Genomic DNA, 21,111 nt, shown 5'->3' with positions numbered 1-21,111 from the left:
CCATGCGGGCACGGGAGCCGGGCGCCCCGACCACGGTCGGCGGTGGCCTCGGGGATCTGCTGGTGATGTGGGTCGGCTTCCCGCTGCTGGGCGGCGCCCTGGGCGGGCGGCTGCCCATGGTCGCCGACTGGGTGGCCGGGCTGCCCTGGGCTCCGGTGCAGGGCTGGTTCGAACTGGTCGCCGGGCTGCCGTACCGGCGGGCACTGGTCGGGGGCCTGCTGCTCGGGATGCTGGCCGGGCTGCTCCTCGCCCACGTCGGCACCCGGGAGCGGTTGATCGTCACGGTGGACCGGGGCGGGGTCCGGTTACGCCGCGACGGCGTCGACCGCGAGCTGGTCCGAGGCACCGTCACCGCCGTCTTCGTCGACCGCAAGGAGCTGGTGCTGCTCGGCCCGGCCGGTGCGGAACTGGCCCGGGAACGGTCCGACCTGAGCGGACGACGGCTGGGCGACGCCTTCCGTGAGCACGGTTGGCCGTGGCAGGACGGCGATCCGCACCGGGACACCTACCGCCGGTGGGTGGCGGGGCTGCCCGAACTGCCGCCGGGGGCGGACCCGCTGCTGGGCGCGCGGCAGCGGGCCGTCGAGGCCGGCCGGCAGCGCGACGCCCGGGAACTGCGCGGTGAACTGGCCCGGCTCGGCGTGGTCGTCCGGGACGAGGGCAGACGGCAGTACTGGCGGACCGTTCCGCTTCCCCGGGAGGAAACGCCGCACGGGCGGTAGCGTTGCGGTGGAGAAGATCCCCCGCGACCGGGAGCGTGTCCGATGACCGAGCGGCAGCCGTACCGGGTGCTGGGCCGGCACCCCGGCTTCGAGCTGCGCCGGTACCCGGCCCACCTGGTCGCCGAACTGCACATCGACGGCGGGTTCGCCGCCGCCGGCACCGCCGCGTTCCGGCCGCTGGCCGCGTATCTGTCCGGGGCCAACCGGTCCCGCCGCCGGATGGGCACGAACGGGCCGGTGGTCCAGGCGGCGACCGGCTCCGAGCAGATCGCGATGACCGCGCCGGTGGTCCAGGAGGAGGGCGACCGACCCGGGGCCTGGCGGGTGTGGTTCGTGCTGCCCGCACGACTCACCCCGGCCACCGTGCCCGAACCGGAGGACCCCCGGATCACCGTCCGGGAGATCCCGGAGCAGTTGGCCGCAGCGGTCCGGTTCGCCGGGCGGTGGACCGACCGGGCCTTCGATCAGCGGGCCACCGCGCTGGGCCGGGCCGTCACCGACGCCGGCCTGACCCCGTCGGGGGCGATCCGGTACGCCCGGTTCGACCCGCCGTGGAAGCCGTGGTTCCTGCGGCACAACGAGGTGGTGCTGCCGGTCGTCGAGTGACCCCCGGCAGCGGCCGGGTCAGCAGCAGTGCGGTGCCGAGGCCGGCGCACAGGCCGGCCAGTGCGGGAAGCACGTCCGGGTCACCGCCGCCGACCGGGCTGTTGCCGGCCAACGCGGTCAGCGACGCGCCGAGCGGGAAAGCCGCACTGACCAGCAGCGCGACGTACCAGAGTGCCAGTGGGGCGGCCAGGGTCACCGGGACGAGCACCGCGTACCGCCGCCAGGCCGGCACGGCGTCCGGACCGGGCCGGGTCAGTGCCGTCACCCCCACCAGCAGGACCGCGCCGAGCACCGCCGCCGGGAGCAGCCGGTCGGCCGGCCCGACGAGCCGGACCAGCAGCAGACCCACCCCGCCGACGGCGGCCATCCCGCACCCCGCCGCGCTGCGGGCCCGACCCCGCCCGGGTACGGCGGCCAGCGCGCCCGCCACGGTCAACGTCAGCAGGAGCAGGCCGGTCACCAGGGTGGCCGGACCGAGCGCGGGCTCCCGGTCGGTCGGCGACCGGGTCAGCACCGCGACCAGCGCCGACACCGCCGCCACGACGGCCATCCCGGTCAGCATGGTCCGGTCCCGGCCGGCCACGCCCGACCGGTGCCGCGCTGCCGGACCTCCCCGACTGTCCGGTGCCGCCACTCCTGCCCCGCCGGGCGGGTTTCCCGGGTCGGCCCCGGTCGCCCGGTGGACCGGACCGTCCACACCGGTCTGCGCGTCCCGGCGTACGCCGAGGGTGGCGGTGATCCCGACGGCCAGCCAGCCGGCGGCGACCAGCAGCACGGTCGCGCCGGGGCCGGTGGGGTCGGCCCGGTCGACGGCGACGTCGGCGACCAGCGCGGCGCCGCCGAGCAGCACGGCCGGCAGGGCCCAGGAGCGCCGGCCGCCGCCGGCCAGCACCAGCCCGGACACGACCGCCACCAACGCCAGGAAACGCAGGTCACGGGCCCAGTAGGTGTGCGCGCCGGGGAGTCGCTCCGACCAGGGGCCGGCCGGTTCGGTGAGCGGTTGCCAGCGGGTCATCCCGACCGCCCAGCAGACCACGGCCACGCCGGCGAGCCCGGTGCCGACGGCAGCGAGCCGGATGACCGGTCGCGGAGCGTGACCGGGCGGGGTGGGCATCATGGATGGTCAGACGACATCCGGACGGTTACGGTTCCCCCTCTGGGGAGGTGCCGCCGGTGTACGTCGTGTCCGTGATCAACTACAAGGGCGGGGTGGGCAAGACCACCGTGACCGCCAACCTCGGTGCCGAACTGGCGAACCGGGGGATGAAGGTGCTGCTGATCGACCTCGATCCGCAGACCAGCCTGACGTTCAGCTTCTACGACCCGGACGACTGGCGGGAGCGGCTGCGCGACGGCCGCACCGTGAAACGCTGGTACGACGGGCTACGCGGGGACACCCCGGCGGTTACTTTGGGTGAGCTGGTGGTCTCCCCCGGCCCGGCCAACGCGCACCTGACCGGGGCCGGCCGGCTGGACCTGATCGCCTCGCACCTCGGGCTGGCCGACATCGACCTGGCGCTGGCCCGGGGCGTGGCCGACGGGGAGGACTACGACCGGGAGCTGTTCCGGGTCCGGGGCGCGCTGGCCGAGGGGTTGCACGACGCGGCGCTCGACGGCTACGACCTGGTGCTGATCGACTGCCCGCCGAACTTCAACGTGGTCACCCAGTCCGCCGTCATCGCCAGCGACCACCTGCTCATCCCGGCGAAGGCCGACTACCTGTCCACCCTCGGCATCGACCACCTCTGCGGCAGCGTCCGGGAGCTGGTCGACCGCTACAACGCCGACGCCCGCCGGTTCGCCACCAGCCGCCGGCACCACAAGGTGGCCCCGGACATCGCCGGGGTGGTCTTCACCATGATCCAGCTGACCGCGCAGCGACCCATCGCCGCCCACCAGGGCTACCTGGACCAGGTACGCGCCCTGGGGCTGCCGGTCTTTCCCACCGCGCTGCGGGAGAACATCACCCTGTTCGCCGGGAACACCCCGCGCGGGGTGCCGGTGGTGCTGCGGCACCGGGTCACCTCGCCGGTGGTTCAGGAGGAGCTGCGGCAGATCACCACGGAGTTCATCGCCCACCTGCAACCCCGTGAGGTGACGGTGTGACCGGGACGCCACCCGGCGGGGACCTCGCGGCCGGGGTGCTGGCCCGGGTGGGTGAGCTGCTGGCCGGGCTGTCGGCCGCCGACGTGGCCGCGCTGACGCAGGGCCGGGCCCGGCTGGCCGTCGTCCCGGTGACGCCGGCCGGCGACCCGGTGGCACCGGCCGACGGCCCGTCGGACCGGCCGGCCGCCCCGACGCCGCTGTCGCCGACCGCGCCGGTGCAGCCCGCCCCGTCGGGCGTCGACCTGGACGCCGCGTCGGCCGCGCTCGACGCCATGGCACGACGCGGGGACGGTACGGCGTACCTGACGCCCTGGGCGATCCGGGACCTGCGGGCGCTGGCCGCCCGCCTCGGGTTGCGCGGGGTGGGCGGCCTGCGCAAGGCGGAGCTGGTGGAACGGCTGGTCGAGCGGACCATCGGTTTCCGCGTCGCCTCCGCCGCCGTCCGTGCCCGCTGAGCTGGTCGCCGTCGGGCGGGACCCCGCCCGCTGAGCCGGTCGCCCCGCCTGTCGGGACCCTGTCGCGCAACGGTTCGCGGTGGCCGGGAATTCACCTCGTCGACCTCCCGCCGGTCGGGTTCCGGCCGATAACATCGCCGGGCATGGATATGAAGAGCAGCACCCGCCCGCGACCCGGGCGGCTGATCGCCGCGCTCATCGCCGTCGTCACCCTGGCGGTCCCGGTGGCGGTGTCCGCCACGTCGGCGTCCGCGGCGGCCACGTCGACCGTGGCGCAGGCCCTCGCCACCCAGGACGGCCGGACCGCCACGGTCACCGGCTACGTGATCGGCCAGCCTACCGCCACCAGCACGGTGCTCACCTCCGGCTACACCGCCGACACCGCCATCGCCCTGGCCGACACGGCCACCGAGACCGGCACCAGCCGGATGCTCTACGTCCAGATCACCGCCGACTACCGCAGCACGTTCGGGCTGTTGACCAACCCGTCGCTGCGGGGCCGGCAGGTCACCGCGACCGGGACGCTGACCGCGTACTTCAGTCACGGGGGGTTGAAGAGCCCGACCGCGATGAGCGTCGGTGGCGGCGGCACGCCGACGCCCACCGCGAGCGCCTCCCCCACCCCCGCGCCCACCGGCTCCACCGGGCCGTACGACTCGACGTACTACGCCGGCGCGGTCGGCAAGAGCGGCAGCGCGCTGCGCACCTCCCTGCACACCATCATCAAGACCCAGACGAAGCTCAACTACGACCAGGTGTGGGAGGCGTTGAAGGACACCGACCAGGACCCGGCGAACGCCAACAACGTCATCCTGCTCTACAGCGGACGGTCGCAGAGCAAGAGCAGCAACGGCGGCGGGGCCAACGACTGGAACCGGGAACACGTCTGGGCCAAGTCGCACGGTGACTTCGGCACCGCCACCGGGCCGGGCACCGACGTGCACCACCTGCGGCCGGAGGACGTGACGGTCAACTCCGCGCGCGGCAACAAGGACTTCGACACCGGTGGCAGCGCGGTCGCCGAGGCCGCCGGCAGCTACACCGACGCCGACTCGTTCGAGCCCCGCAACGCGGTCAAGGGCGACGTCGCCCGCATGATCATGTATATGGCGATCCGGTACGAGGGTGACGACGGCTGGCCGAACCTGGAGATGAACAACTCCGTCACCAACGGCAGCGCACCCTACCTGGGCCGGCTGCCGGTGCTGCTCCAGTGGCACCGGCAGGACCCGCCGGACGCCTTCGAACAGCGCCGCAACCAGCGCATCTACGAGCGCTGGCAGGGCAACCGCAACCCGTTCGTCGACCACCCGGAGTGGGCCACCGCGATCTGGGGCTGAACGGTCCGGTTGTCGCAGATCACCCCGGTCGGGCCGTGAGGACGCGGCCCGACCGGGTACACCCTCGTCGTGACACGCCCGCCCGGCGGGCGTGCGGGCTGCGGTCCGGCGGCCGACCGACGCGCCGAACCGGGCGAACACGACGATGGGAGAGACAGCCGACATGGCGCACACCGTTCCCGACATCAGCCTCAACGACGGCAACACCATCCCGCAGCTCGGCTTCGGGGTCTACCAGATCGAACCGAAGGACACCGCCGAGGCGGTGCGCCGGGCGCTGGAGGTCGGCTACCGGCACATCGACACCGCCCAGATGTACGGCAACGAGGCGGAGGTCGGCGAGGCGGTCCGCGCCTCCGGGCTGGACCGGGGCGAGGTCTTCGTGACCAGCAAGCTGAACAACGGCTTCCACCACCCCGAGGACGCCCGCAGGGCGTTCGAGTCGACGCTGTCCGCGCTGAAGATGGACCACGTCGACCTGTTCCTCATCCACTGGCCGCTGCCGACCCGCTACGACGGCGACTTCGTCTCCACCTGGAAGACGTTGGAGGAGTTCCAGCGCGACGGCCGGGCCCGCTCGATCGGGGTGTCGAACTTCCAGGTGCCGCACCTGGAGCGGCTGGCCGCCGAGGCGGACGTGGTGCCGGCGGTCAACCAGATCGAGGTGCACCCGTACCTCACCAACGAGCAGGTGCGCGCGTACGGCAGCGAGCACAACATCCTCACCGAGGCGTGGTCGCCGATCGCCCAGGGCAGGGTGCTCGACGACCCGACGATCGTCGACGTCGCCGAGCAGGTGGGGCGCACCCCCGCCCAGGTGGTGCTGCGCTGGCACGTGCAGCGCGGCGACATCGTCTTCCCGAAGTCGACCACCCCGAAGCGGATCGAGGAGAACTTCCGGATCTTCGACTTCACCCTGGACGACACGGCGATGGAGCGGCTCAGCGGGCTGGACCGGGGCGAGTCGGGCCGGACCGGCCCGAACCCGGACGAGTTCGACTACATCCCCGCCTGAGCGAACACCTCCGCCGCCCTGACGCGGCGCGACCACGGAGCGGGACCCGGGCCAGGGTCCCGCTCCGTGGTGCCCGGCAACGGGTGGCGCTCCCCGCCGGGACGGCAGGGGGCGGTCGGACGCTGTCGAGCTGACGACGTTGGCGAATCAGCGGCACCATCTCCGTCATTGATGCACGTGCGTCGATATCCGTACCATCCGGGGTATGCGTGCCCGTCGTGTCACCGCCACCGCCACCGTCGCCGCGCTCGTCAGCCTGGTCGCGGTCAGCGCCGCCCGCGCCGACGACACCCCGGCACTGACCACCCCCGGCGCACCGGTGGTGGTCGCCAACGACCCGCACCGGCTCAGTCTGACCTGGACCCCGTCGACGTGGAAGGGCGAGCCAGGCGGCCCGATCACCTACGACGTGCGCTCGCCGATCGGGCCGAACGCCTACCGGGGACTGGGCAGCACGCAGACCAACGCCGTCACCCTCACCGACCTCGCCCCGGGCACCGACTACCGGATCGCCCTCCAGGCGTACGCCCTCGGCGGCTACTCCGACACCTCGGCGGTCACCACCGTGCGCACCTCGTACGGGCGGGCGAAGGTCGACTATCTCAACCTCGACTGGGCACCCACCGACAACCAGGCCCAGTTCCGGCTCGCCGTCACCAACACCGGCACCGCACCACTGGACCTGACCACCGTGCGGGTCCGCTACCACCTGCGCTTCGAGAACGGCAACGCGGCGCTGAGCAGCGAGTGCGACTGGGCGACGCTGGGCTGCGCCACCATCCGCCGTACCCTCCAGTATTTTCCGCCGCCCGCGCCGCCGCCCGGTCCCGGCCCGACGCCGACCCCGACCGTCTACCCGGTGCCCGGCACCCCCTTCCCCGGCTGGGTGGAGCTGACCTTCACCACCGGCGTCCTCGCCCCCGGGGCCTCCTCCGGGCCGATCCAGCTCCGGCTGCACCGGCCGAACTGGACGGCGATCGACGAACGCGACGACCCGAGCTGGCAGGCGGCCACCGGCGCGTGGACCCCCAACAGCCGGATCACCCTCGACGTCGACGGGGTCCGCGAGTACGGCGACAACTGGGGCTGACCGCCGTCAGGCGTGCGCCTGCCCGCCGACGGCCGTCCACCGTCGGCATGCGTCACGCACGGGCATCGCCGGCGACGGCGCGCTGGGCCGCGACGATCGTGTCGACCGGCAGGCCGAGGCCGCAGAGCACGGCGGCCAGGTAGTCCAGCACCCGCCAGTGCTGCTCGTCGGTCAACCCGAGCCGCCGCCACGCCCCGCCGGCCGCCCGCCCACCGTCCCCGCCGGGGTCACCGAGGGCCACGGCCAGCAGGGCGGTCAACCGGCGGGCGAGCCAGGGCCGGTCCAGCCCGATCAGGTACGGCGCCAGCTCGGCGTCCGACGCGACCAGGCGCAGCCAGCGGATCACCACCGCCCGTACGCCGGCCGGGCCGAGCCAGTCGAACGCGTTCCGGGGGCAGGTGACCAACTCCGTCGTCCGCACACCCGTCAGTACGGATCACGGCGCACGCTCAGTTCATCCCGGGCAGGCACGACCACTTCGGCCAGCGTCGTCACCTGGCCGGAGCGGTCCCGTCGGGCGTCGTCACCCCCGGCGAGACCGGCCCCGACCCCGGCGCGCACCGCATCGGGTTCAGGTCGACGCCCGGTGGTCCGCCAGGAACGCCAGGGTGGTCTGGTTGGCCGCCCAGCCGTCGGGGAACTTCACCGGCACGTCCAGGTGCACCGACTCCGTCGACGGGTGGGCGTCGAGCAGCTCACCGATGCCGGCGCGGGCCACCACGATGCAGGCGTGCCGGTGCCGGGAGGTCAGCACGCACAGCCGACCGGACTCCAGGTGGAAGTTCGTCGCGTCCCGCCGGCCGGAGAGCGGGTGCAGCACGATCGTCACGTCGTACTCGCGGCCCTGGAGCCGGTTGGCGGTGTCCACGGTGATGCCCGCCCCTTCCGGGCCGAGGTGGGCGCGGATCGCGGCGGCCTGGTCGCGGTGCGCGGCGCCGACGGCGATCCGGTCGGCGGTGACCGGCGTGCCGGCCGGCGCGTGCTCGGAGACCGCGACCGCGCCCCGGTGCAGCACGCGCAGGGCGAGCGCGGCGCACGCCGCGGCGGCCTCCGCGTCGGTACGCAGGGTGTGCCGGGCCGGCAGCTCGTGCAACGCCCAGCCGGTGCCGACGGCCAGCTCCACCGCCGCGTCGAGCGCGTCGCCAGGGCCGGGTCGGGTCAGCGTCAACGCCCGGTCGGCCGGGCCGGTGCCGGCACGGAACCCGGTGAACGGGTAGAACGCCGCCGCGACCACCGGGGCCGCCGACGCCGGTAGCCGCCAGGACACGGGCAGCCGGTGCACGGGCAGCTGCGGGTTGTGCCGCAGCAGCACCGCCACCGCCGCCTGCATCGGGTCCCAGCTCAGGCCCGTCCAGCGCAGCGTCTCGACGGTGGAGAACGGGTCGAGCTGCCCGGGGTCACCGACGAACAGCGCCCGCTCGAACCTCCCGGCCACCCGCAGCAGCGCGTCCGACCGCATCTGGTACGCCTCGTCGACGATCGCCCACGGCCACTGGCCCGCGGTGACCGTGGCCCACTTCGCCGCCGTACCGATGGTGACGGCCGGGTCGCCCAGGTCGGCGACCTTCGACGCGACCCGGACCGTGTCGTGGCCCCGGACCCGCTCCGACGGCCGGTAGTCGGTCGCCGACAGCCGGCCGATGCGCAGCTCGGGGGCTTTGGTGGCGAGCCGGTCGATGAGGTCGTCGACCTGCTCGTTGGTCTGCGCCACGATCATCAGCGGCTCACCGGCGACGGCCAGCTCGACGGCGGCCCGCACCACGAGGGTCGACTTGCCGGCCCCGGGCGGGGAGTCGACCACCACGCCCCGGTGGTCGCCTGCACGCAGGTCGGCCAGGACGGCCGCGACGACCTGTTCCGCCTCGACGGCGGGCGGCACCTCAAGCCCGATCATCGGCTCCCCTCCTGCCTGCTGAGTCTGGACCCTACCGGCAGGGGTACGACCGGCCGGCCGGACCGCCAGCGTTGGACGGTCCTTTCCGACACGGCGGTTTTGTCCGGTGTCCGACACGGCATCGGAAAGGCCGGTGGGGCGACGTGGCTGCTCCCGGCGGCGGCCGGTGCGACGGGCCGGGCCCGGGCTGTCGACCGGGACGCCACCGGCCCGGCGCGACCGGCTGACCGGCGCGTTCTCCACGATTCCAGCGACGTCGACAGATCTGCCGGTGTCGTCGGGACTGTTCCGGTCCGCCCACCGGGCGACGCCGAGGTCGGCGACGACGTCGGCGTCGGCGGCACGAACGGTGTGATCCGCCCCCGAACAGTTGCCACCGGCGGTCGCCCTTTCGCATCTCCGCTTACCCATTCGGCGGATCACAGGCTATTGACGGCAACGATAGAAAGGACGCCTTCCCGTTCTTCCGCCCCGGGACCTGAACCACACACCGCGTCCTGTGCACGGGACTGCCCGATTCAACGTCGACGGGCGAGGCGGAGCACGCGATTCACGAAGAGGAGAGCGTTCCCCATGACATCTCGTTCTCGGAGCGACTCTGCCAGCAGCGACCCGGCCGCAGTTCCCGCCCATTCCCCTCCGGCCGGCAGCTTTCTCGGCGGCCTCTCGCCCGAGGCCCGCCACGCCCTGGCCCAGGCCGGCACCCGGCACGACTACCCGGCCAACGCCACGCTGTTCCACCAGGGCGACCCGTCCCGGCACGTGGTGCTGATCGAGCAGGGCTGGGTCAAGGTCACCTCCACCTCACGGCAGGGTTGGGAGGCGCTGCTGGCCATCCGGGGACCGGGCGACATCCTCGGTGAACTGTCCGCCGTGGACGCCCGACCCCGGCTGGCCACCGTCACCGGGTTGTCGCCGATCCGGGCCGTGGTGCTGACCGCCGAACGGTTGCACCGCTGTCTGGCCGACAACCCCGAGGTCGCCCTGTCGCTGCTGCGTCACCTGGCCTCCAGCCTGCGTGAGGCCGACGGCCGGCGGGTCGAGTACGGGTCCAGCAACGGCGACCACCGGCTGGTCGTCCTGCTGGTGGAACTGCTGGACAGGCACGGTGTGCCGACGCCGGAGGGGATCGCGCTCGACCTGCCGCTGACCCAGCAGGACCTCGCCGCGTCCGTCGGGGTGTCCCGGGAGGTGGTGGCCCGGACGCTGCGGGTGCTGCGGCACCGGCAGGTGCTGCTCACCCGACGGCGACGGATCGTGGTGGTGCAGCCGGAGCTGCTGCGGTCCCTGGCCGGTTCTGTGTCGATGTCGACATCCGAGCCGTAGGGCTCGACATCGAGCGCAGGGCCCGATTTCGGGACCCTCATCGGGACGGCAGTCCTGCGGTTCCGAGGAGTCCCATGTACCGAGCAGCCCGTGTCCCCAACGACCGCGTCCTGCACCGACGGGTACGCGCCGCCGTCGCCGCCCCGGGCGGGGGCGTCGACCGTCCCGGCCGGCCGGAGGGGGACCGGCAGGCGGCGCTGCGGCTGGCGGAGCGGCTGATCGCCGAGGCCCGCGAGGAGCTGCGCCGGGCGGACGCGAAGGCGTCGCAGTGGCTGACCATGTCGGGCGGTGTCGTGCTGGCGATGCTGACCGTGCTGACCGGCACCCGCTGGTCGCCGGGGCGGTTGACCGGCGCGGCGGCCTGGGCCTGGTGGTCGGGTTGCGCCTGCGCCGCGGTTGCCCTGTTCGCCCTGGCCATGGCGTTGTTGCCGAGGACGGCAGGCGCCGCCGAGGTGCGGCAGGTCGCGTACTTCGGGCACGTGTACCGGCTGCGCGACCCGGCACTGGTCCGCCGGTACGTCGAACGGGCCGCACAGGACACCATGCCGGGCCTGATCTCGCAGCTCTGCTGGCTCAGCCGGCTGGTGATGACCAAGTACCGCTGGGTCCGCATCGGGACGGTGCTCATCGCGCTCGCCGCCGTCCTGGTCGCGTTGGCGCTGCTCTGACCGACCCGTCGACACCTGACCGACCCGTCGACACCTGACCGACCGAGGAGAGGAGAGACCGGTGGCTTCCCACACCGAGGAACCGAACAGGACGTCCACCTGGTGGTCGCGGACGAGCTTCGCCGGCCGGCTGTCCGATGCCGACCGGGCCGCCCTGCTGCGCATCGGCGGGCGGCAGGAGTTCCCGTCCGCGCACGCCCTGTTGCGGCAGGGTGACCGGGGTCGCCACCTGCTGCTGCTGACCACCGGACAGGCCCGGATCATGGTCGAGGGCAGCCGGCAGGGGCCGCGGGGGATCGCGCTGCGGTTCGCCGGTGACCTGGTCGGTGAGCTGTCCTATCTCGACGACGGTCCCCGGTCGGCCTCGGTGGTCGCCGTCGGGCCGGTGGTGGTCCGCCGCATCCCGGCCGAGGCGTTCGACGACTACCTGCGGCGGCATCCGACGGCACACCGGTCCTTCGCCCGGTTGCTGGCCGATCGGCTCCGGGCGGCTGACAAGCGGACCGTCACCGCGTCGTTCGACACGACCACCCGGGTCGCCGCCGTGCTGGCCGATCTGACGGTCCTGGTGGACGACGAGCTGGTCGCCCCCACCACCCAGCGGGAGCTGGCCCAACTGGTCGGCGCGTCGCAGATCTCGGTGCACCGGGCGTTGCGCCGGTTGGCGCACCTGGGCCTGCTGGTGACCCGGCACGGCTCGATCGTGATCGTCGACGAGGTCGGGTTGGGACGGTTCGCCGATTCGGCGGCCGACCCCATCACCTGATGTAGATCAACTAGCCGGTTTCACAATTCCCGCCGCAGAGTCGAAACCGGCCCACCCCTCAGTAGAAAAGGACGAACAATCGCCATGGAACTTCCACGACACTGGACCGTCGTCTCGTTGGACATCGTCAATTCCAGCGCGGGCGGATACCCGCGTCAGTCCGATCTGGCGACCACGGTGGAGCAGATAGTCGGCCGGATCGAGCACCGGTGCCCCTACCCGGGCCGCTGGATCCGTCGCGAGCGCGGCGACGGGGAACTCATCCTCGTTCCGGCCGACGTGCCGATCGCCTGGGTCCTCGCCGGTCTGCTGCCCCAGCTGCGACAGGAGATCCTCGACCACAACCGCAACAAGCACCCCGACCACCTGCTCCGGCTGCGGGTCGGCATCGACTGCGGAGACGTGAGCGTCGACACCGCAGGCGTGCCCCGGGGCGGCGACGCGATCGTGGACGCGGCCCGACTGCGCGACTGCGGCGCCAGCCGGGAGGCGGCGGTCGCGGTGCCGGCCGCGCCCGTGGTGGCGGTCGTCTCCGACGAGGTCTACCGCCGGGTCGTACCGGTCAACGCCCTCGGCATGGAGTCGTGGATGTTCCGGTCCGTCCGCGCGGTGGTGCCGGACAAGACGTTCCAGGCCAACGCCTGGCTCCACCTGCCGTCCCAGCCGCCGCCGGCGGTCAGCGCGGCGGTCGACGGGCCCGCGACGGCGCAGACCCCCGACCGGTCCGCGTCCGCGCCGGCCGGCGACCCACGGGACCTGGCCCGCCTGGCCCGGCAGGCCGCCGGCCTCCACCGCAACCACGACGCCCGCCAGCAGGGCGACAACGTGGGACAGATCGTCTACGGCGACCACGCGACCGTGACCAACCACGGTCCGATCAGCAAGGGAGGAGGATCGGCATGACCACCGACCCGCCCGCCAACGGCGACGAGAAGAACACCGCGGCGAGCGACGGCACGCCGGACCACCCCGTCACGGAGGAGAAGTCGTCGCCCGACCCCGGTGAGGCCGCCGCGCCGGCCCCGGCCGAACAGCCCGGTCGCTCCCCTGCGCCGGACCCGTCCGGCCCCGGGCAGGGCGACGCCCGCAACCGGATGAACCAGATCCGCGCGTCCGGCGCGAAGCCCGTCCCCGGCGACTCCGGCGGCAAGGACGAGAGCTGGCACCACGCCGACGACCCGGTGCGCGGCGGCACCGGGCCCGACCCGGTCTTCTCCAACGTCGGGCAGACCGTCTACGGCGACCACGCCATGCTCATCAACATCCAGCTCTCCGACGGGCGTCGGATCACCCTCCTGCGGTCCCAGCGCACCCAAGCCGAACTGCTCGAGGCGGAGCACACCTCGGTGATGGTGGCCTGCTTCGACGACGCCCTCGAACGCCTCCGGGACAAGCGGGTCGTCGTCCTGCGCGGCGGCGTCGGCACCGGTCGGCGGACCACCGCCGAGCTGATGCTGCGGCACGTCGTCGGGCTCGACCGGGTGGTCGGCATCGAAGACCCCGAGGTGACCCTCACCCAGCTGGCCCGGCAGGAGGGGCTGCTGCTCAAGGACCACGGCACGGTGCTGGAGCTGCCCGCCAGCGAGGCGGTGACGATCGGCACCCTGCGCGCCTTCGAGTTGCTCGCCCGCACCGACTCGGCCTACGTGGTGATCCTCGACGGACACGGCGACACCGCCGACCCGACCCTCGCCCAGCACACCGTCGACTACACCCCGCCGCCGCCGGAGAACGTGCTCCGGCGGCACCTGCGGCGGCTGCTGCTGCGGCAGCGGGGCTGCGCCGACAGCTACGCCGCGTGCGACGGCGACTGCTGGGAGGAGTTCATCGACCGGTGCGTGGCGCACGAAGGGATCGCCACCGAGCTGGCCGCGCACCCCCGCCCCCGGCAGACCGTCGAACTCGCCCAGTCGCTGGCCGGCTGGAGCGGGGTCGACGAGGAGCTGGGCATCGCCCTGGGCGGACTGCGTCGCCGTCGCCGCGACGTCGTCGCCCGCCTGCTCAAGCAGGACAGCGCGGAGAAGGTCCTGGAGGACCCGCAGGCCGCCCCGCGCCGGCAGGCGTTCCAGCTCGCCTACGCGGCCCTGCACGACCTCCCGTTGGCTGACGTCTTCGACGCCAGCGAGTTGTTGCTGGGAATCCTCCAGGCGGTGGAGAGCGGTGCCGAACGGCCGCTCCGGGTGGTGTTCGACGGCGGCGTCGAGCAGATGCTGCACGCCTGGGGCGGTGAGTCCCCCCTCGCGGCGGCCGAGACCGGCGAGCAGCCCCGCCGGGCCCGGCTCGCCGATCCCCGCCTGCTCTTTGACGTCCTCGACGTGGTGTGGCACGACTTCGACGGCGTCCGGTTGCCGCTGCTCGTCTGGTTGGAGGAGCTGGTCTTCACCCGCCGCGACGAGGTCAGGCGGCGGGCCGCACAGATCACCGGCTGGCTCGCCACGTACGACTTCGACGAGGTCTGCAACGGGATGCTCCGGCAGTGGGCGGCCGACGAACGGGGCACCGGCCGGCAGGCCGCCGCCTGGGCGCTGCACGTCGCGGCGTACGACGACCGGCTCGTCGCCCGCATCCAGGGTCGGGTGCTCAGTTGGGTACGCAGCGCCAACCCGGCGCTGCACGACACCGCCGCCCGCGTCTACAGCACCCGCATCGGCCGCCTCGCCCCCGCCGACACCCTGCGGGAGCTGCGTACCCTGGCCAGCCGGGACGACCTCAACGGCAGCGCCTCGGTGGCGCGGGCGCTGATGGACCTCTACCCCGTCGCCCCCGAGGAGACCTGGCGCACGCTGGTCGCCTGGAACGACGAGGACCTGCACCGGCTGCGGGTCCACGCCGCCCGGGGCATGACCCTGCTGGGACGGCTCGCCGGTCCGGCCCCCCACGAGGGGTGGCCGCTGCTGCTCACCGCCGTCGAGGGCTTCACCCCGGAGCCGGCTGAGCTGGCCGCGCTCTGGCGGGGTGCGCTCGGCGACCCGACCACCGCCCCCCGGTCCTGGAAGACGCTGCACATGTGGCTGCAACTGGGCGACGAGGACCCGGTGCTGGCCGACCTGCTGGTCGCCCTGTTCTCCGCGGTGTTCGTCGGCCGGCTGGTCGGACGCAGCCGCTTCTATCTGCGCGACTGGTCCCGGCAGTCGGCCACCGCCCGCCGCCTGCTCGCCCCGCCCGGCGCCGCCGCCGTCGGCGGGGCCACCACCGATCCGTCACAGCCCACCTGAGGAGGCAACCCGTGAGCATTCCGACATCCGGCCGTACCGTCGCCCGGCGCAGTCTGTGGCGTCGGCTGGTCGACTGGTTCCGTGGCACCCCACGGGGGCAGGTCACCAGGGACGAGGAGATCACCTACCAACCGACCGACGACAGCACCCTGCTGACCGCGCTCTGCCAGGGTGACGTCTACGAGTTCCAGGTGCACACCACCCTGGTGTGGTCCGCCTTCCTGTCCTACCACGACCTCGTCGCCGAGGCGGGTGAGTTCACCGCCAGCGCCCGGGACACCGTCCGCGAGCGGATCTGGGAGGTGGCGCGGAACTTCTCGCCCTACCAGTCGGTGGAGGCGGAGCAGGCGATCCAGGAGGCGCTCAACCCGCAGTGGTGCTACCGGGGCGCCGCCGGCATGGTGCGGTGCCGGGCCAAGGTGCGGGTGCTGCCCGACCCCCGGGTCCGTGACCACCTGCTGCCGTTCGAGCAGCGCAAACTCGACGTCGAGGCGAACACCACGCTGGCCCTGCTGCGCGCCGACCGGTTCGAGCAGGTGGCGCGACGCTGGCAGCAGCTGTTCGACACCCTCGGCCACGACGCGATGGTGGCGTACGCCGCGCAGCTCGCCGATCCGACCGTCTCGGCCGTGGTCACCAGCCTGGTCAACCACCGGCGGGCGAGCGCGGTGCAGCTGGTCGACGTGCTGCGTCAGGCCAGCAAGGACCACGAGAACGTCGGCCTCTACGAGTTCGCCAGCGCCTACGACGCGGCCCTGCAGACGCTGCGCCGGCAGATGCACCTCGACGAGGGCGGCTTCCCGATCGCGGCGGTCGAATCCGGGGCCGAGTCATGAGGCCCGACCCCACCGACGGCCCCGAACGCGTCCACGGCCCCGACCGCATCGACGGGCCGGGCATGCTCGACGGGCCGGGCGTGCTCGCCGTGCTCGACGGGTCCGGCCCGGTCGGGAAGGCCGGCCGGGGCAGCGGGCACAGCAGGGGCACGGCGCTCGGCCGGGTCGCGCTGGCGGCGGTCACCGTCGCGGCGCTCAGCCTCGGTGCCGGATGCGGCGGCGAGGAAGAGCCGCCGGACCCGTGCGTGACCCCCGCCGGGTCTGCGGCCCCGACCGGCGTGGGCCGCACGGCCGTGCTGCTGGACGTCTCGGCGTCCACCCGGGGGGCCGGGTCGGCACCGGACTGGGCGGCGGAGGTGGACGCCCAGGTGGCTGCCGCCGTCGACCGTGGGGACGTGGTCTCCATCGGCGCCTTCGACGGCTCAGCGTCCACCGTCGCCTGGGCGATCCGCGACCGGGCGACCGCACCCACCAGCACCCGACCCAACAACCAGCGGCTGGAACGCGACGAGACCAGGTCCTGCCTGCACAGGTCGGTGAGCCAGGCGGCGCGGATGCCGGCCCGTACCGACGGCACCGACGTGTTGGGCGCGTTGGGTGTCGCCAGTGGACAGACCGCCCCCGCCGGCGAGGCCCGCCGGACGGTGGTGATCGCCACGGACGGGTTGGGCACCGTCGGCTGCACCGACCTCAGCCGGGCCCCCGCCGGTGGGGCGGCAATGATCGAAGCCGCCGTCCGGGACTGTCCGGCGCGCGCCGGATGGCCCACCGAGCTGGCCGGGAACCACCTGGTGATGCTCGGTGTGGGGCATCCCGCCGAGGGCCAGCCGATTCCGGAGACCGGGCAGCTGGCCTGGCTGCGGCAGTACTGGCGACGGCTCTGCGCGGCGGCGCAGGCGGCCTCCTGCGAGGTCTCCACCGCCCCGGTGCCCGTGCGGTCCGGGGGAACGGGGGGCGGGGCCGGCCAGCCGCCCACCGACCCACCGGTCAGTTTCCGTCCCGAGGGGGGACCGCCGCTGCCGGAGCCGGACGGCACCGTCTGGCCGGTGCCGTCGGCCACGTTGTTCGCCACCGACTCCGACGAGGTGGGGCCGGCCGGGATCGCCCGGCTCGGGCAGATCAGGAAGGAGATCGGCGAGGACCGGGTCACCCGGGTCGAGGTCGTCGGCTACACCGACTCCCGGGGCAGCGACCGCCACAACCAGGACCTGTCCGAACGCCGGGCCGCAGCGGTCGGGGCGGTCCTGCACGGCCTGGGGCTGCCCACGCCGGTCACCAGGGGCGCCGGGGAGACCGGCCGGATCTGCCTGACCGAGCAGCGGCCGGGCGGCGCCTGGGACGAGGAATGCCTGCAGCGCAACCGAAGGGTCGAAATCGTGATCAGCACAGAGAGCGGATGAGCGATGACCGACAATCTCGTACGCCACCACGACAGCGGCAACGGCCGCCGCTACCCCTCAGTGCAGTGCCCCCCGCTGTTGACCCTCGGCGCGACCCGGCTCGCCGAGCCGGTCGCCACTCCGGAGCCGTACCGGCCGGACCAGTTGTCACACACCGAGTCGGCCCGCCTGGTCCAGGCCAAGGCCGACGCGGAGGAGGCGCTGACGGCGTACCACCAGCGGTTGAAGACGGCGGGCGACCGGATGGTCGACGCCTGGCACCGGGCGAAGTTGGGGTTGCACCGGCTGGAGGTGCTGCTCGCCGAGCGGGAACTCGGCGCGGCGGCACGCCAGGAACGACTGGTGGAGTCGGACCACGCCGCCGACGGCGTCGAGGACCGGCGGTACCGTCCGGGCTGGCAGCATCCGGCGTTCGTGTGGACGGTGATCCTGCTCAGCGCGGTCTACGACACGGTCTTCCTCGCCGAGTCGTTCCGCGACGCCCTCGACAGCGGCGGGTCCGTCGAATACTGGGTGGCGTTCCTGCCGGGGGCCGGGATCTTCATGGCGCTCACCCTCGCCGGCTACTGGCTGGGGGTGCCGCTGTTCCGGCACCGGGCCAGGGCCGAACGGCGGCGCTGGCGGGGACAGCTGGGCTGGCGCATCCTGCTCCGCCGGGTCTTCGTGATGTGGCGCCCGGAGGACGAGGAGCGGCAGCCGGGCGAGCTGCCCTGGCCGAGCTGGGTGCTGCCGGTGGGCTTCGCCACGCTGGTGGTCGGGGTGCTGGCGTTGTGGGCGAAGCTGCGTGGCAGCCACCTGGACCCGCACCAATCCGACCTCAAGTGGCCGCTGGTCGGTCTGCTGGTGCTGCTCAGCGTGTCGGCCATCGCGTTCAAGGCCGGCGCGCACAACCCCGCCGCCGACCGGGCGAAGCGGGTGGGCCTGCGCCGACGGGACGTCACGCGACGCTACGACCGGCTCAAGGCCAGATCGGAGAAGCAGCTGGCCGAGCACGAGAAGGCCTGGCAGGAGCTGCACCTGGCGGTGGAGGACGCGGTGACCGGCGTCTGGCGGCACGTGACCGACGCCTGGACCGAGATCGCCGAAGGGCGGGCCCGGCACGGACTCACCGGTATGGTCGCCCCCGGCTTCGTCACCTCCGCGGACACCGACGCGTCGACCCGCGCCCTGTTCGCGGGGCTGGCCGGCCCGTCGCTGCGGCTGGAGACGCTGCGGGTGACGCAGGACCTGCTCGACCGGCACCGGCCCGAGATGCTCAGCGCGGAGCAGACGGCCCTGACCGAGCAGCTCAACGCGCAGCTCGACGCCGCCACCGTCGACCCCTGGCCGGACCCGACTGATGGGGGTCCGGCCACCGGTCAGCACTGACGGTGACTCCCGGTGCCGGCGGGGGTGCCCCGCCGGCACCGGGGCGGGTACAGGTCCGTCAGGTCGTGGGCGGCGGGCCGACCCGGCAGCGCCGCCCACCGCCCCCGGCCCCCGCACGCCGCGCTCCTGGTGCGGGATCCGGATCACTGCCGGGAGCGGTCCTGCCGGCCGGCCACCGCACCGGATCAGCTGTGTTGCGCCTGCTGGAAGAGTGGGCGGGTGATCGCCGTGCTGAACTGCGGCCCCACCAGGTAACGCTTCCCCGGGATGTAGCCGTGGGAGTTGTCGCCGACGACGGTGCCGAGCCCGGTGTGCCGGTCGAAGTTCGCGAATCGTGGGCCGCCGCTGGAGCCGCCGCCCATCACGCACGCGGTGCCCCACTGGCCGGGCGGCTCCGGCCACTCCTCGGTCGCCTGCTGCTCCACCGCCGGGCCCACGCAGTAGGCGAGGCGTTCACCGGTGTACTCGGGCAACCCCTCGCGGGCCTCGTCGGAGCTGGCCCGGGGGTAGCCGAACTGGTGCACCACCCGCGCGCCCGGCACGTCGTAGCCGATCCGCTGGGCAGCGCCGACCGCGTCCTGCACCCGGCGTCCGTCGCCGTCCGGGTGGAGCACCACGAACGCCTGGTCGTACGAGTCGTAGAGGCTCTCGATCTGGTCGTTGAGCAGCCATGTCGGGGAGACCACCGACAGCCGGGCGACGAACCTGCCGTACGGCGCCCGGCCGTCCCGGTAGCCGGGGACGAACAGCACGTTGGCCGACCACTGGTTGTCCTCACCGAGGAGGTCGGTGTTGTTGACGCAGTGCGCGGCGGTCACCACCGTGCTGCGGTTGGCGCTGTCCAGCACGGTCGCCGTGCAGCTGGTGTCCTCGCCGTGGTCGGTGAAGAAGAGCCTGCCGACGGTACGCGACACGGCGTCCGCCCGCGTCCAGGGTGCGCCGTCGGGCTTCGCCACGGGCGGCACCTGCGCCGACGGGGTCTTCAGAGCCGCGATCCGCTGCGGCGTCCAGTACGCCAGCACCGCCTGCCGCTCGGCGGCGGTGACGGCCACGGCGTGGGTGGCGACCGGGCCGGGCGTGGCGGTGGCGGGCTGCTGAGCGAGCCCGGTCAGACTCGTCGTCACGAGCGCGGTGACCGCTCCCGCGACGCCGACGCGACGACGCAGACCGGGGGTTGGCTTCAATGTCATGACGGGGAACGTAGGACCGGAATGTCAGGAAGACGTTTGCGGAAAAATCCCTCCCGCTCCACGGTCTGACGCCGGAATCCGGTGCGGCAGGTGGATGCGGTCGGCGGGCACACCGGCGGCGAGCAGCCGCAGCCGCGAACCCGCCAGCATCGGAGGCGGTCCGCAGACGTAGACGACCTGGTCGGGGCGCAGGTGGTCGAGGGCGATCGTGAGCGCGTCACCCCGCCCGGCCGACTCCGCGTGCGGGTCGTGGGAGAACGCGGGCACGATGGTCAGCCAGTCGTGGGCGCACTGGAGCTTGTCGAGGGCGATGGCGTCGTACAGCTCGACGAAGGTGCGTGCGCCGACGACCAGCGTGACCCGGCGGCCGTCGGGGGCGGCGGCGACCTGCTCGACCAGGGCGCGCAGCGGGGCCAGCCCGGTGCCACCGGCCACCAGCAGCAGGTCGCCGCCGCGCAGGTGCAGGCCGGTGTCGCGGGGCGGGCCGAGGTGCAGCAGCTCGCCGGGGCGTACCTCGTGGACGAGGCTGCCCGAGACGGTGCCGGCGGCCACGGCGCGGACGTGCAGCTCGACGGTGCCGTCGGGGCGGGGTGCGTTGGCCGGGCAGTACCACCGCCAGCGACCGGGATGCCGTGGCGTCTCGACGGGAACCGCCTGGCCGGGGCGGTGCGGCAACCGCACCCAGGGGCGCAGGGTCAGGATGGCGATGCCGGGGCACGGCCGGTCGTGACCGATCACCCTCGCCGGCACGCCGTCACCGGCCCCCAACTCGGCGGCGCTCACCGGGTCACCGCCCGACGCACCTGGGCGATCCGCCCGTCGGGCAGGTCGGCCGCCCAGCACACCCCCACCAGGTAGTCGCCGATGCGCCGATGCTGCTCCTCGGACAGGCCGAGCCCACCCCAGGCGTCCGCCGGTTCCCCGGCGAGCGCGGCGGTCACGCTCGCCGTCAGGTGCGCGGCCAGCCGGACCCGATCCACCCCGATGAGGTACGGCGACAGCTCCGCATCCGCCGTCACCAGCCGCAACCAGCGGTGGACGATCTCCTCCGGGGTCATGCCTGCGCACCGCCCTCGGGCGTGACCTGCGCACGATCGGACAGCCGGCCCGGGGC

The 21,111-nt window shown here is 73.8% G+C and carries 21 protein-coding genes; 15 read left to right on the top strand and 6 right to left on the bottom strand.

What is annotated here, in order from left to right:
* Positions 1-2 precede the first annotated feature (2 nt).
* On the top strand, positions 3-722 hold the full coding sequence (locus tag AB0B63_RS24115) for a hypothetical protein (protein ID WP_357022446.1): 720 nt from the start codon (positions 3-5) through the stop codon (positions 720-722).
* 42 nt (positions 723-764) lie between these two features.
* Positions 765-1,328: a heme-binding protein gene (locus tag AB0B63_RS24110; protein ID WP_208569608.1), complete on the top strand. Its 564-nt coding sequence runs from the start codon at positions 765-767 to the stop codon at positions 1,326-1,328.
* Here the strand turns inward: AB0B63_RS24110 and AB0B63_RS24105 are convergent.
* Positions 1,216-2,442 (bottom strand): hypothetical protein, encoded by a 1,227-nt coding sequence (locus tag AB0B63_RS24105; protein ID WP_357022443.1) that lies wholly within the window; start codon positions 2,440-2,442, stop codon positions 1,216-1,218. The two genes, AB0B63_RS24110 and AB0B63_RS24105, sit on opposite strands and share 113 nt — an antisense overlap.
* Before the next feature lie 59 nt (positions 2,443-2,501).
* Between AB0B63_RS24105 and AB0B63_RS24100 the strand changes: the two genes are divergently transcribed.
* The 5 genes from AB0B63_RS24100 to AB0B63_RS24080 all read left to right on the top strand — a co-directional run bounded on the left by AB0B63_RS24100 (position 2,502) and on the right by AB0B63_RS24080 (position 7,334).
* Entirely contained in the window at positions 2,502-3,434 is a 933-nt protein-coding gene (locus AB0B63_RS24100; RefSeq protein WP_219467635.1) for an AAA family ATPase, read from the top strand.
* Positions 3,431-3,889: a Rho termination factor N-terminal domain-containing protein gene (locus AB0B63_RS24095; RefSeq protein WP_208569611.1), complete on the top strand. Its 459-nt coding sequence runs from the start codon at positions 3,431-3,433 to the stop codon at positions 3,887-3,889. Before AB0B63_RS24100 ends, AB0B63_RS24095 begins: the two co-directional genes overlap by 4 nt.
* A 143-nt stretch (positions 3,890-4,032) precedes the next feature.
* Entirely contained in the window at positions 4,033-5,229 is a 1,197-nt protein-coding gene (locus AB0B63_RS24090) for an endonuclease (RefSeq protein WP_208569612.1), read from the top strand.
* A 163-nt stretch (positions 5,230-5,392) separates the two neighbouring features.
* Positions 5,393-6,244 carry an aldo/keto reductase gene (locus tag AB0B63_RS24085; protein ID WP_357022493.1) on the top strand — a complete coding sequence of 284 codons (852 nt, stop codon included), beginning with the start codon at positions 5,393-5,395 and terminating at the stop codon, positions 6,242-6,244.
* 205 nt (positions 6,245-6,449) lie between these two features.
* Positions 6,450-7,334, top strand: coding sequence for a cellulose binding domain-containing protein (locus AB0B63_RS24080; RefSeq protein WP_357022438.1), 885 nt, complete (start codon positions 6,450-6,452; stop codon positions 7,332-7,334).
* A 52-nt stretch (positions 7,335-7,386) separates the two neighbouring features.
* Here AB0B63_RS24080 and AB0B63_RS24075 read toward each other — a convergent pair whose 3' ends face one another.
* Both AB0B63_RS24075 and AB0B63_RS24070 read right to left on the bottom strand, forming a co-directional pair.
* Entirely contained in the window at positions 7,387-7,755 is a 369-nt protein-coding gene (locus tag AB0B63_RS24075; RefSeq protein ID WP_208569614.1) for a globin, read from the bottom strand.
* 150 nt (positions 7,756-7,905) lie between these two features.
* The gene (locus AB0B63_RS24070) at positions 7,906-9,228 is read right to left on the bottom strand and encodes an AAA family ATPase (RefSeq protein WP_208569615.1); all 1,323 of its coding nucleotides are present in this window, start codon (positions 9,226-9,228) and stop codon (positions 7,906-7,908) included.
* A 573-nt stretch (positions 9,229-9,801) separates the two neighbouring features.
* Between AB0B63_RS24070 and AB0B63_RS24065 the strand changes: the two genes are divergently transcribed.
* The 8 genes from AB0B63_RS24065 (at position 9,802) to AB0B63_RS24030 (ending at position 18,807) form a co-directional block, all read left to right on the top strand.
* Entirely contained in the window at positions 9,802-10,554 is a 753-nt protein-coding gene (locus tag AB0B63_RS24065) for a Crp/Fnr family transcriptional regulator (RefSeq protein ID WP_208569616.1), read from the top strand.
* A 74-nt stretch (positions 10,555-10,628) separates the two neighbouring features.
* Complete coding sequence (locus tag AB0B63_RS24060; protein ID WP_357022434.1) at positions 10,629-11,222, top strand: Pycsar system effector family protein; 594 nt, start codon at positions 10,629-10,631, stop codon at positions 11,220-11,222.
* A 61-nt stretch (positions 11,223-11,283) separates the two neighbouring features.
* On the top strand, positions 11,284-11,988 hold the full coding sequence (locus AB0B63_RS24055; protein ID WP_219467611.1) for a Crp/Fnr family transcriptional regulator: 705 nt from the start codon (positions 11,284-11,286) through the stop codon (positions 11,986-11,988).
* A gap of 84 nt (positions 11,989-12,072) precedes the next feature.
* On the top strand, positions 12,073-12,891 hold the full coding sequence (locus AB0B63_RS24050) for a hypothetical protein (protein ID WP_208569619.1): 819 nt from the start codon (positions 12,073-12,075) through the stop codon (positions 12,889-12,891).
* Positions 12,888-15,203: a hypothetical protein gene (locus tag AB0B63_RS24045; RefSeq protein WP_357022430.1), complete on the top strand. Its 2,316-nt coding sequence runs from the start codon at positions 12,888-12,890 to the stop codon at positions 15,201-15,203. Before AB0B63_RS24050 ends, AB0B63_RS24045 begins: the two co-directional genes overlap by 4 nt.
* An 11-nt stretch (positions 15,204-15,214) precedes the next feature.
* Positions 15,215-16,039: a hypothetical protein gene (locus tag AB0B63_RS24040; RefSeq protein ID WP_357022427.1), complete on the top strand. Its 825-nt coding sequence runs from the start codon at positions 15,215-15,217 to the stop codon at positions 16,037-16,039.
* A complete protein-coding gene (locus AB0B63_RS24035; protein ID WP_357022424.1) occupies positions 16,036-17,439 on the top strand; it encodes an OmpA family protein in 1,404 nt (467 codons plus the stop codon). Before AB0B63_RS24040 ends, AB0B63_RS24035 begins: the two co-directional genes overlap by 4 nt.
* A gap of 3 nt (positions 17,440-17,442) precedes the next feature.
* Entirely contained in the window at positions 17,443-18,807 is a 1,365-nt protein-coding gene (locus tag AB0B63_RS24030) for a hypothetical protein (RefSeq protein WP_357022421.1), read from the top strand.
* 185 nt (positions 18,808-18,992) lie between these two features.
* On the opposite strand, the gene AB0B63_RS24025 is transcribed toward AB0B63_RS24030, so the two are convergent.
* The 3 genes from AB0B63_RS24025 to AB0B63_RS24015 are packed head-to-tail and all read right to left on the bottom strand — an operon-like array spanning position 18,993 to position 21,055.
* Entirely contained in the window at positions 18,993-19,997 is a 1,005-nt protein-coding gene (locus AB0B63_RS24025) for a hypothetical protein (RefSeq protein ID WP_357022418.1), read from the bottom strand.
* 24 nt (positions 19,998-20,021) lie between these two features.
* A complete protein-coding gene (locus AB0B63_RS24020; RefSeq protein ID WP_357022415.1) occupies positions 20,022-20,780 on the bottom strand; it encodes an FAD-binding oxidoreductase in 759 nt (252 codons plus the stop codon).
* Positions 20,777-21,055, bottom strand: a complete 279-nt coding sequence (locus tag AB0B63_RS24015; RefSeq protein ID WP_244253159.1) for a hypothetical protein — start codon at positions 21,053-21,055, stop codon at positions 20,777-20,779. Before AB0B63_RS24015 ends, AB0B63_RS24020 begins: the two co-directional genes overlap by 4 nt.
* Positions 21,056-21,111 lie beyond the last annotated feature (56 nt).

Source organism: Micromonospora sp. NPDC049081, assembly GCF_040648835.1.
Classification (GTDB): Bacteria; Actinomycetota; Actinomycetes; order Mycobacteriales; family Micromonosporaceae; genus Micromonospora; species Micromonospora antibiotica.
The sequence above is the reverse complement of the archived record's forward strand: the minus strand, read 5'-3'. Positions and strand labels throughout refer to the sequence as shown.

What these genes read in the sequence shown, in the direction of transcription:
- AB0B63_RS24105 (WP_357022443.1), bottom strand. Translation starts at nt 2,442, where the DNA reads ATGCCCACCCCGCCCGGTCACGCTCCGCGACCGGTCATCCGGCTCGCT.
- AB0B63_RS24085 (WP_357022493.1), top strand. Translation starts at nt 5,393, where the DNA reads ATGGCGCACACCGTTCCCGACATCAGCCTCAACGACGGCAACACCATC.
- AB0B63_RS24090 (WP_208569612.1), top strand. Translation starts at nt 4,033, where the DNA reads ATGGATATGAAGAGCAGCACCCGCCCGCGACCCGGGCGGCTGATCGCC.
- AB0B63_RS24080 (WP_357022438.1), top strand. Translation starts at nt 6,450, where the DNA reads ATGCGTGCCCGTCGTGTCACCGCCACCGCCACCGTCGCCGCGCTCGTC.
- AB0B63_RS24015 (WP_244253159.1), bottom strand. Translation starts at nt 21,055, where the DNA reads ATGACCCCGGAGGAGATCGTCCACCGCTGGTTGCGGCTGGTGACGGCG.
- AB0B63_RS24115 (WP_357022446.1), top strand. Translation starts at nt 3, where the DNA reads ATGCGGGCACGGGAGCCGGGCGCCCCGACCACGGTCGGCGGTGGCCTC.
- AB0B63_RS24045 (WP_357022430.1), top strand. Translation starts at nt 12,888, where the DNA reads ATGACCACCGACCCGCCCGCCAACGGCGACGAGAAGAACACCGCGGCG.
- AB0B63_RS24025 (WP_357022418.1), bottom strand. Translation starts at nt 19,997, where the DNA reads ATGACATTGAAGCCAACCCCCGGTCTGCGTCGTCGCGTCGGCGTCGCG.
- AB0B63_RS24035 (WP_357022424.1), top strand. Translation starts at nt 16,036, where the DNA reads ATGAGGCCCGACCCCACCGACGGCCCCGAACGCGTCCACGGCCCCGAC.
- AB0B63_RS24110 (WP_208569608.1), top strand. Translation starts at nt 765, where the DNA reads ATGACCGAGCGGCAGCCGTACCGGGTGCTGGGCCGGCACCCCGGCTTC.
- AB0B63_RS24070 (WP_208569615.1), bottom strand. Translation starts at nt 9,228, where the DNA reads ATGATCGGGCTTGAGGTGCCGCCCGCCGTCGAGGCGGAACAGGTCGTC.
- AB0B63_RS24030 (WP_357022421.1), top strand. Translation starts at nt 17,443, where the DNA reads ATGACCGACAATCTCGTACGCCACCACGACAGCGGCAACGGCCGCCGC.
- AB0B63_RS24050 (WP_208569619.1), top strand. Translation starts at nt 12,073, where the DNA reads ATGGAACTTCCACGACACTGGACCGTCGTCTCGTTGGACATCGTCAAT.
- AB0B63_RS24065 (WP_208569616.1), top strand. Translation starts at nt 9,802, where the DNA reads ATGACATCTCGTTCTCGGAGCGACTCTGCCAGCAGCGACCCGGCCGCA.
- AB0B63_RS24060 (WP_357022434.1), top strand. Translation starts at nt 10,629, where the DNA reads ATGTACCGAGCAGCCCGTGTCCCCAACGACCGCGTCCTGCACCGACGG.